This window comes from Streptomyces sp. NPDC054770, from assembly GCF_053611985.1.
In genome coordinates this window covers 25,971-35,452 of sequence record NZ_JBSHBL010000096.1, presented here as the reverse complement: position 1 = coordinate 35,452, position 9,482 = coordinate 25,971, and the positions used below count along the sequence as shown (strand labels likewise).

Annotated in this window: 8 protein-coding genes and 1 tRNA gene; 4 read left to right on the top strand and 5 right to left on the bottom strand. The window is 72.3% G+C overall.

Going from position 1 to position 9,482, the window contains the following annotated elements:
* Together ACWGKQ_RS45320 and ACWGKQ_RS45315 are read right to left on the bottom strand one after the other, a co-directional pair.
* A partial coding sequence (locus ACWGKQ_RS45320) for a CPBP family intramembrane glutamic endopeptidase (RefSeq protein WP_453297926.1) occupies nt 1-867 on the bottom strand: 867 nt, incomplete at its 3' end.
* Between the two features lie 214 nt (nt 868-1,081).
* Entirely contained in the window at nt 1,082-2,191 is a 1,110-nt protein-coding gene (locus ACWGKQ_RS45315) for an FAD-dependent oxidoreductase (RefSeq protein WP_453297925.1), read from the bottom strand.
* Between the two features lie 79 nt (nt 2,192-2,270).
* Between ACWGKQ_RS45315 and ACWGKQ_RS45310 the strand changes: the two genes are divergently transcribed.
* The gene (locus ACWGKQ_RS45310; RefSeq protein ID WP_453297924.1) at nt 2,271-2,951 is read left to right on the top strand and encodes a TetR/AcrR family transcriptional regulator; all 681 of its coding nucleotides are present in this window, start codon (nt 2,271-2,273) and stop codon (nt 2,949-2,951) included.
* Nucleotides 2,952-3,897: 946 nt separating this feature from the next.
* On the opposite strand, the gene ACWGKQ_RS45305 is transcribed toward ACWGKQ_RS45310, so the two are convergent.
* Entirely contained in the window at nt 3,898-4,614 is a 717-nt protein-coding gene (locus ACWGKQ_RS45305) for a class I SAM-dependent methyltransferase (RefSeq protein ID WP_453297923.1), read from the bottom strand.
* Nucleotides 4,615-4,667: 53 nt separating this feature from the next.
* Nucleotides 4,668-5,183 (bottom strand): hypothetical protein, encoded by a 516-nt coding sequence (locus tag ACWGKQ_RS45300; RefSeq protein ID WP_453297922.1) that lies wholly within the window; start codon nt 5,181-5,183, stop codon nt 4,668-4,670.
* Between the two features lie 135 nt (nt 5,184-5,318).
* Between ACWGKQ_RS45300 and ACWGKQ_RS45295 the strand changes: the two genes are divergently transcribed.
* Both ACWGKQ_RS45295 and ACWGKQ_RS45290 read left to right on the top strand, forming a co-directional pair.
* Nucleotides 5,319-6,602 carry a sensor histidine kinase gene (locus ACWGKQ_RS45295; protein WP_453297921.1) on the top strand — a complete coding sequence of 428 codons (1,284 nt, stop codon included), beginning with the start codon at nt 5,319-5,321 and terminating at the stop codon, nt 6,600-6,602.
* A complete protein-coding gene (locus tag ACWGKQ_RS45290; RefSeq protein ID WP_089100675.1) occupies nt 6,590-7,240 on the top strand; it encodes a response regulator transcription factor in 651 nt (216 codons plus the stop codon). Before ACWGKQ_RS45295 ends, ACWGKQ_RS45290 begins: the two co-directional genes overlap by 13 nt.
* Before the next feature lie 551 nt (nt 7,241-7,791).
* On the opposite strand, the gene ACWGKQ_RS45285 is transcribed toward ACWGKQ_RS45290, so the two are convergent.
* A tRNA-Cys gene (locus ACWGKQ_RS45285) sits at nt 7,792-7,863 on the bottom strand.
* Between the two features lie 173 nt (nt 7,864-8,036).
* On the opposite strand from ACWGKQ_RS45285, the gene ACWGKQ_RS45280 reads away from it, so the two are divergent.
* A complete protein-coding gene (locus tag ACWGKQ_RS45280) occupies nt 8,037-9,467 on the top strand; it encodes an MFS transporter (protein WP_453297920.1) in 1,431 nt (476 codons plus the stop codon).
* Nucleotides 9,468-9,482: the final 15 nt, after the last annotated feature.

The window sequence follows — 9,482 nt, the reverse complement described above, 5'->3', positions numbered from 1 at the left end:
GCCACCTCCCCCCCACCAGCAGAGGACCCACCACGGGGGAAGTGACCCCTCGGCGCCGGCGGGTCCGTCCCGGCGCCGGCGCGGCACCAGGTGCCCGCGCCGCCTGGCCAGCCACAGGAACGCGACCGTCACCAGCACCCCGAGCAGCACCGAGTACACGCTCGCCTCCGGCCCGAACTGCCCGCCGGTGACCAGCCGCGCCCCCGAGGTGGAGGCGTCCAGCAGCCCCTTCTGCGCTCCGTTGCCGGAGACTTCGGTACCGAAGATGCCGGACTCGGCGAAGTTCCAGCCGAAGTGCAGGCCGATCGGCAGCCAGAGGGTGCGGGTGGCGGCGTACGCGGCGCCGAGCATGCCGCCGGCCTCGATCGCGATGGCGAGGGCGCCCCACACGGTCGCGTCCTTGTTGAGCAGATGCATCATCCCGAACAGCGCCCCGGTCGACACCAGCGCGATCCAGGTCCCGGTGCGCTCCTCGACGATCCGGAACAGCACGCCCCGGAACAGCAGTTCCTCGGTGACAGCGGCGGCGGCCATGTACCCGACCACCCCCACCGCACTCGTCACGGACCCCACTCCGTGGACCGAGTAGTCCCCGAGGGAGGCGATGTTCCCGATGACGCACGCGAACGTCACCACACCTATGGCCACCCCCCGCCAGAACGCCGCCCGGGCCCCCTCCGGCCCCACCTCACTGCTGGGCCGGCGCTCGGTCCGCCGCACCACCCACCCGTAGACGAACACCGCGACCACGGCCGTCAGCAGGCCGAGGACCAGGGTCAGGAACCAGTTCCCCTGCACCGCGGCGATACCCTGCCCCCCGACGAAGGCGACCGCCGCGACCGCCAGGAGCTGCCAGACCAGCCTCATGATGACTCCCTCACAGGATCCGCAGCCCAGGCGCTGCGACTGGCCCGAACGCTACGGATCGGCCGCCCCGCAATCGTCACCACTCGGTGGACACCTGCCCGTAGCTCGCACGGGGGACACGGGCGGTCAGCGCGTCCGGCGGCGGCCGTCCCAGCGCGCCAGGAACGCGGCGAGGTCGCCGGTCATCACGAACTCGTTCGGCCCGTTCAGCGGGTCACCCGGGTTGGAAGAATGCGAGCATTTTCTGGGCGGCGTCCGGCGACATCAGCAATTCCTTCATGGCCGCGGACATCCGTGCCGTGGCGCTGGTGCGTTCGAACATCTCGCGTTCGTATTCCTTGACGGCGGCGGGAAGGTCGCCGGGGTGCGCGGCCAGCGCGAGACCGAGCAGGGCGCCGTCGAGCAGCGCCATGTTGGCACCCTGCCCGACCGGCGGCATCAGGTGCGCGGCATCGCCGACCAGCGTGACGCCGGGTGTCGACGGCCAGGTCAAGCCGACGGGGAGCGTGGTGATCGACCGCCGCACGACCGTGTCGTCGCAGGCCGCGATCAGCGCGGTGATGCGCGGGTCCCAGCCGGGAAGCAGGTCGATCAGCCGCGCCCGGGCGGCGGCCGGGTCGTCGAACGGGATCCCGCTGGTGGTGAACCAGTCCTCGGCGGTGTTGTAGAAGCTCACGCCTATGCGAACGCGGCCGTCGCCGTTGCGCTGCGCCGCCAGCGATATTCCGTTGCCGAGCACCCAGTAGTTGCCGCGCCCGACCATCGCCGCGAGGTCGGGGTGCGTGCGGTCGATGTCGGGAATGCCGACCTCCACGACGTTCTGGCCGATGGGTGCCGGGCGGGCGTCGGTGAGCAGCGCGCGGACCCTGGAGTACGCACCGTCCGCACCGACCAGCAGGTCATACGTGGCACTGCTGCCGTCCGCGAAGTGCAGCCGGCCGCTGTCGGCGGATTCGAACGCGCGCCCCCAGTGCACCGCGCCTTCGGGGAGCGAATCCAGCAGCAGGTTGCGCAGATCGGCGCGGTCGACCTCGGGTCGGTCGAGCGGTGTGTCGTCGGGCGTGTCCTCCTGGAGCAGCAGCGTGCCGTCCGGCGTGAGAAGACGCATGTCCTGGCCTTCACCACGGGCGATCGCGAAGAACTGCTCGATCAGACCGGCCTCGCGAAGCGCACGCTGGCCGGAGTGGATGTCGAGCATGCCGCCCTGGCCGCGCGCATCGCGCGACGGTTCGCGTTCGTACACGACGGCGTCGATGCCGTTCACGCGCAGAACGCGGGCCAGGGCCAGGCCGCCCAGGCCTGCTCCGACGATGGCGATCTCCATGACTGCCTCCGATTCACCGTATCGCTCGATACACTGTATCGAGCGAAGGCACTGTATCAGCCAAGGTATTGTCGGGCGCATGGTGGTGTGGGAGAGGCCGGAGCCGTCGGACCGGCCGGTGCCGGCCCCGTTGAGCCGGGAGCGGATCGTTCGGGCGGCGATCCGGCTGGCCGACGCGGACGGCCTGGTCGCGGTGTCGCTGCGCAAGGTCGCCGCTGCCCTGGACGTGGGGCCGATGCGGCTGTACGGATACATCGACACCAAGGAGGAGCTGCTCGACCTGATGGTCAACGCGGTCTACGCCGAGATCCGGCCGACCGGAGACGACTGGCGCCAGGTACTGCGCTCCCTCGCCGAGGCCACCCGACTGGCCGCCCGGCGGCACGAATGGCTCGCCGACCTGATCGGCGGGCGACCCCAGCTCGGGCCGAACACGTTGGCCGCCGGTGACGCCGTGCTGGCCGCCATGGACGGCGTCGGACTGGACACGGTCGTGCCGGCGGTCGCCGCGGTCAACGCGTATGTGGTCGGCGCGGTGCGCCGGGAGGTCGCCGAGCGACGCGCCGAGCGGGCCAGCGGGATGGACATCGAGCAGTTCCAGGCCGCGTACGGGCCGTATCTGGCGCGGACCTTCGCGACCGGACAGTTCCCCGCGCTGGCCACGGTCGTCCGCGACGGGCCCCACCTGAGCGCCGACGACACGTTCCGGACCGGCCTAGAGTTCCTCCTCGACGGCATCGAAGCCCACATCTCAAGCTGACGCGCGTGGGTGCCGCCCCTTCGTTCTGCCTGGTCAGGCAGTCGGAGGCCGTCGCGGGAATCGGTTGCCGTTCGGAGCCGGGCTGTCCGGTCACTCACTCGGCTGAGTTTGATCGATTGTCTGCGTGGGCGGGGAATGTGGTGGCTGGTTTCGCGGCATGTCACGTTTCCGGACATTCCCGACGTCCGTGCAGGCGGAGCAGATACTCCTGCACTGCGCGCACGCCCGGTACGTCTGGAATCCGGCTGTCGAGCAGCACGCGCACTGGAAGCCGGGCCGCAAGTCGGCGCCTGGCTTTGCGGAGCAGTGCCGTCAGCTCACCGAGGCCCGACGGGGCAATGACTGGCCGGCCGCTGGGAACGCGGACGTACAGCAGCGGGCCCTGAAGGACTTCACCAACGCCAAGAACGCTCGCTTCACCTCCGGCTTCGGCGAGCCGACCTGGCGCAGGAAGCACATGCACGAGGGCTTCCGGGTCATCGGCACCGACCGCGTACCCGAGTACGAACCGGACGGCAGCCCGAAGCTGAACCAGAAGACCGGTACGCAGGTCATGGGACGTTCCGTGGTCGTGCGGAAGCTCAACCGGCGCTGGGCGCAGGTCAAGGTCCCAGGCTGCGGCTGGGTCCGCTTCCGCCTCAGCGTGAAGGGCAAGGGCGCACGGCTTCCCACTGCGAAGACGTTCCGGGTGACGTACCGCAACGGTCAGTGGCACGCGGCATTCGCGGTCGTCCCCGAGCCGGCACCCGCGCCTGGCACGGGCGAGGTCATCGGTATCGACCGGGGCGTGACCATCACGGCGACCCTGTCGGACGGGCCCCACCCCGTGGGGGCGCCGCGGTTTTCGTGGCTGGCCGCGGTTGGGGCGGAGCCCGCTCGCCTCTTGGAGAGGCCTACCGCGCACCAGGTTGTTCAGCTCGGTGATCGCGGTCTCTGCGTGTGGTGCTCACGCTTTCCCGTCGTCGCTTTCCCGGTCGCCGTCGGCGAGGTGCTCGCCCTGGCGAACGGGCGCGTGGGCTCCGCAGGGTCGGAAGCGGGCGAGGTATGCCGGGCTTGGGCCGCGGCGCTCGGTCAGGTGGAGGCCGGCGGCGTCGGCGAGCCGGTGCAGCCGGCCGAAGGGGATCCAGTGCCGGTCGAAGAACTCGCCGATCACCAGTCGCCCGACTGGTGCCAGCACCCGTGCCGCCTCGCGCAGTACCCGATCCGGCTCGGGGATCTCGCCGAGCGCGGTCACGGCGTATATGGCGTCGAATGCCCCGTCGGCGTAGGGCAGTTCACGTGCGTCCGAGCGGGTGGGCGTGATCGTCGCCAGGCCGTCGCGCTCTGCGCGGCACATCACGTGGTCGAGCATCTCCTGCTGGATGTCGAGCACATCGAGCCGTCCCTCCGGCCCGAGCTGCGGGGCGACGTGCAGCGACTGCAGTCCGGTCCCCGGGCCGATCTCCAGGATCCGCTCCCCCGGCCGCGGCCGCAGTACGGCGTCCATCCGGTCGGCGGTCAGGAACGGCAACGGCACGTCGAGCAGGCCGCGTTGGGCGTACGGATAGGGTGCCGCGTCGCCCAGCCACCAGGCGGCGGCCAACGCGGCGCCCGCGCCGGCGGCGACCGCCCAGCGGGTCCGGGCCGGGATCGGGGCGACGGGGGCGGTGGTGATGCGGTGCATGGTGTTCTCCGGTGGATCGATTCGGTCCGTGGTACGTAGTCGGGCGGTCGGCGTCACGCGGGCCGGCTCAGCGCCCGCAGCGCCAGCCGGCCGCACAGCGTGGCGAGCGGCAGCTCGGCGCCGAGCGCCATGGCGACCGCGGTGGCGAAGTCGCCGCCCGGGGCCGCGGTCGTGGTGTCGAACCAGGCGTCCACCGCAAGCAGCGTCGCGGTCGCGGCGGCTGCCAGGGCGTGCCGCCGGTCGCCGCGGGCGGCGAGGAGGCCGGTGGCGATCAGGCCGAGCGCCTCCAGCGCGTCGAGCCCGACCCAGGCGACCGGCCAGTGCGCCGCGGTCGCAGTGGCCGGCAGGCCGGTGGCCAGCACGTACAGCCACGGCAGCAGGGCGAGCCCGCAGGCGACCAGCAGCCACCCGGCCCGCCGCATGCCCCGCGCCGGGCGCGGTTCCTCCGCCTCTTCGTGGAGCGGGATGACCTCGGCGCGGTCGGAGCCCTCGGCACCGGCCACTTCCTCATCGCACAAGCCCAGTTGACGCATCGTCTTCCCCCGCTCCCCGCCGGCTCTCTCCTTCACGTGGTCCACCCTCCGCCGCACACCAGGGCGCCGTCAGTCACGCAGGGTTCCGAACCGGGGTGGAGAAAAGTGCACCCCCGAACCGGGCGGGAGCGTCATGGCACCGGGATGGCCTGCGGCTTTACCGTTTGACGCATGCAACTCACCACGTGGCTGCAGCTGGTGCTGGGCCGGCCGTTCCGCAGGGCGGGACACCGGACCGCGCTCGTCGCCGCCGGCCTGCCGCTCCACCTCGCCGTGGTGCCACTGTGGCTCTGGCTGGTCGGCACGCTGGCGGCGTTGGTGCCGGCCGCGACTCCGCTGCCCGTGCTGCTCCCGCTCGTGGCGCTGCCGGTGCTGCTCACGCTCGTGGTGACACCCCTGCTGACCGTCGGGCAGCGGCGGCGCTACCGGGCGCTCGTCGGCAAGGACCTCCCGCGCCCCGCCGTACCCGGGCCGGGACGCAACTGGAAGTCGGCGGTGCGCCGGCTGACCACGCGGGCCTGGTGGCGGCAGGTCTGCTACCACGCCGTGGCGGGTCCGCTGCTCGCCGTCCTGGACCTCGCCGTCCTCGCCGTCTGGGCCGTCGCTCTCGTGGCCGCCTCCCTCTACGTGTGGATCTGGGCGCTGCCCCCGCAGTGGCGGGTCACCGACGTCGGGTACACCACGCAGGCCGCGTACATCACCGCCGGCGGCCTCGCCCTGCTGTTCCTCGGGCCCCGGCTGACCGGCGCTCTGGTGCGGCTGGAGACCCGGGCGGCCGAGGTCCTGCTCGGCCCCAGCCGCACGGAGAAGCTGGCCCGCCGGGTCGCCGACCTCGCCGAGAGCCGGGCCGGCGTGCTCGACGCCGCCGACGCCGAGCGGCGACGGATCGAGCGCGACCTGCACGACGGCGCACAGCAGCGCCTCGTCTCACTCGCCGTCAACCTGGGCCTGGCCAGGTCCACCCTCGGCGACCTGCCGGAGGACGCCCGCAAGGTGATCGACGAGGCGCACCGCGAGGCGAAGGAGGCGATCGCCGAGCTGAACAACCTGGTGCGCGGCCTGCATCCGGCCGTCCTTGAGGACCGCGGCCTCGACGCCGCGCTGTCCGGGGTCGCCGCCCGCCTCCCGATCCCGGTACGCGTGGCGGTGGACCTGCCACAGCGCCCCTCACCCACGGTCGAGGCCGTCGCGTACTTCGTGGTCTCCGAAGCCCTGACGAACGCGGTCAAACACGCCCAGGCGACCCGGGCGGACGTGACCGTGGAGCGGATCGGGGAGACACTGCTGGTGGTCGTCGCGGACGACGGCGCGGGCGGCGCGGAGCTCGCGGCGGCCGGCGGCACCGGGCTCGCCGGGCTCGCCAAGCGCGTCGCGTCCGTCGACGGCACGTTCTCCTGCCGCAGCCCCGCCGGGGGCCCGACCGTCATCACCGTGGAGCTGCCGTGCGCGCCGTGATCGCCGAGGATTCCCTCTTGCTGCGCATCGGCGTGGTCAAGGTGCTGGAGGCGGCCGGCTTCGAGATGTGCGCGCAAGTCGCCGACGCGGAAGGGCTGCTGGCGGCCGTCGAGGAGCACCGGCCCGACATCGCCGTGGTCGACGTGCGCATGCCGCCCGGCTTCACCGACGAGGGAGTGCGCGCCGCGCTGGTGATCCGCCGCCAGTACCCGCGTACCGCCGTGCTCCTGCTGTCGCAGTACGTGGAGGAGCGGTACGCCGCCGATCTGCTCGCCGCCAACACCTCGGGCGTCGGCTATCTGCTCAAGCAACGGGTCGCCGACGTCGAGGAGTTCGCCGAGGCGGTACGCCGGGTGGCGGCCGGCGGCACCGCGCTCGACCCGCAGGTCGTCGCGCAGCTGCTGGTGCGCCGGCACAGCGATCCGCTCGACCGGCTGACACCGCGCGAGCGGGAGGTGCTGGAGCTGATGGCGGGCGGCCGGTCCAACTCCGGCATCGCCGCCGAGCTGGTGGTGAGCGAGAGCGCGGTCGCCAAGCACATCAACAGCATCTTCACCAAGCTCGACCTGCCCAAGGCCGACGCCGACCACCGCCGCGTCCTGGCGGTGCTGCGCTTCCTGGGCGTTGCGACCGCATAGTGCGCGATCCTGCCCGTATGCCCAGTCGACAACGGTGCTGATCGCGATTTGGTGGGGAATGCGGCGCCTTCGGACACGTGCTCTTCACCGGGCTTTGCCGCGGTGGGCGGCGAAGGCGGTGGCCGTGGTGCGCAGGGCCACGGCATGGGTGGGGCCGGTCAGCGCTGGTGTATTCGCAGTCTTCGGGGGTTGGGCGGGGTGGCTCGGGCTGGTCGGCCGATGTCCGGAGCAGACGTGATGTCAGGGCGGTCGTCGCGTCAGCGCCTTCGTCCCGGGTTCGGCGGCGCCGGTGCGGGGGATTCGGCCGGAGGTGGGGAGGATTGGCCGGGAGCGGCCGAGACCGTCTGCGGGCTGCGTTTTCGTGCGGCGAGAACGCGCTGCTCGTCGAGGTCCGCGCTCTACTGGTGGCACCACCACCGTCAGCAGGTGCTCGCGATGCGGTGACAGTCTGCCTGTGTCGCACAACTGAGACGGGAACTGAGACGGACGACCAGAAGGGCGGCACCCCCGAGGGGGTGCCGCCCTTTCGTTCTGCCTGGTCAGGCAGTCAGAGGCCATGGCGGGAATCGAACCCGCGTAACTCGCTTTGCAGGCGAGTCCCTAAACCACTCGGGCACACGGCCGTGTCGGTGGTTCGAAGGTACGGGGGTGTGGGGGAGGGGCTCAAGGGGACCGGCGGGGATGCAATGGGACTGCCATACGGCGTTCATGAACGGGGGGTGTACGACCAAGGTCGGAGGTGGGGTGGGGCTTGCGACAGGGGTCAGGGTGAGGGTTGGGCCTTACCGTGGTGGGCATGACCGCCCTTGAGCCGAGCGACGCCGTCGTCGCAGACGAGACCGCCGACAGAGCCGATGAGAGCGGTGTGCTGGGGCGGTCGTACCGGGCACTGAGCGTCGGCATCGTATCCGTGGTGTTGCTGATCGCGTTCGAGGCGACGGCGGTCGGGACGGCGATGCCCGTGGCGGCGCGGGAACTGGACGGGGTGTCGCTGTACGCGTTCGCCTTCTCCGGGTACTTCACGACCAGCCTCTTCGGGATGGTGCTCGCCGGGCAGTGGTCGGACCGCAAGGGGCCGCTCGGGGCGCTGACGACGGGGATCGGGGCCTTCGCCGCCGGGCTGGTGGTGGCCGGGACCGCGCAGGCCATGTGGGTGTTCATCATGGGGCGGGCCGTGCAGGGGTTCGGCGGCGGGCTGGTCATCGTGGCCCTGTACGTCGTCGTGGGGCGCGCCTACCCGGAGCGGTTGCGGCCCGCGATCATGGCCGCGTTCGCCGCGGGCTGGGTGGTGCCGTCCGTCGTCGGGCCGCTGGCCGCGGGGACGGTGACCGAGCAGCTCGGATGGCGGTGGGTGTTCCTCGGGATTCCGGTGCTCGTGGTGTTCCCGGTGGCGCTCGCCCTGCCGCAGATACGCCGCCGGGCCGGCGGACCCGTGACGGAAGGCGGGCACGGAGCCTTCGACCGGCGGCGGATCCGGCTCGCCCTCGGCATCTCGCTCGGCGCGGGCCTGCTGCAGTACGCGGCCCAGGACCTGCGCTGGGTGTCGGTGATACCGGGGCTGCTCGGTGGTGCGCTGCTGGTGCCGGCCGTGCTCGGGCTGCTGCCCCGCGGCACGTACCGGGCGGCACGGGGCCTGCCCTCCGTCGTCCTGTTGCGCGGCGTCGCGGCCGGCGCCTTCATCTCCGCCGAGTCCTTCGTGCCGTTGATGCTCGTGACCCAGCGGGGGCTGTCCCCCACCCTCGCCGGATTCTCGCTGGCCGCGGGCGGGGTGACCTGGGCGGTCGGCTCGTGGGTGCAGGCGCGGCCGCGCATGGAGCCGTACCGGGAGCGGCTGATGACGCTCGGGATGGTACTGGTCGCCGCGGCGGTCGCCACCGTGCCCGCGGTGCTCGTGCCCGGCGTGCCGGTGTGGATCGTCGCCGTCGCCTGGGCCTTCGGCTGCTTCGGGATGGGCCTGGTGATCGCCTCGGCCAGCGTGCTGATGCTCCGGCTCTCCGCCCCGGCCGAGGCCGGCGCCAACTCCGCCGCCCTCCAGATCTCCGACGCCCTCTCGAACGTCGTCCTGCTCGCCGCGACCGGTGCGGCCTTCGCGTCCCTCGGCGGCGGCAGCATGACGGGTGCGGCCGGCTCCGGTTCCCATCCGGCGGCCTTCACCGCCGTGTTCCTGCCGATGGCGGGCGTGGCCCTCGCCGGGGCCTGGGTGGCGACCCGGCTTCGTGATCTGTGACGTGGGTCCCACCCG

What these genes read in the sequence shown, in the direction of transcription:
- ACWGKQ_RS45315 (WP_453297925.1), bottom strand. Translation starts at nt 2,191, where the DNA reads ATGGAGATCGCCATCGTCGGAGCAGGCCTGGGCGGCCTGGCCCTGGCC.
- ACWGKQ_RS45310 (WP_453297924.1), top strand. Translation starts at nt 2,271, where the DNA reads ATGGTGGTGTGGGAGAGGCCGGAGCCGTCGGACCGGCCGGTGCCGGCC.
- ACWGKQ_RS45305 (WP_453297923.1), bottom strand. Translation starts at nt 4,614, where the DNA reads ATGCACCGCATCACCACCGCCCCCGTCGCCCCGATCCCGGCCCGGACC.
- ACWGKQ_RS45295 (WP_453297921.1), top strand. Translation starts at nt 5,319, where the DNA reads ATGCAACTCACCACGTGGCTGCAGCTGGTGCTGGGCCGGCCGTTCCGC.
- ACWGKQ_RS45280 (WP_453297920.1), top strand. Translation starts at nt 8,037, where the DNA reads ATGACCGCCCTTGAGCCGAGCGACGCCGTCGTCGCAGACGAGACCGCC.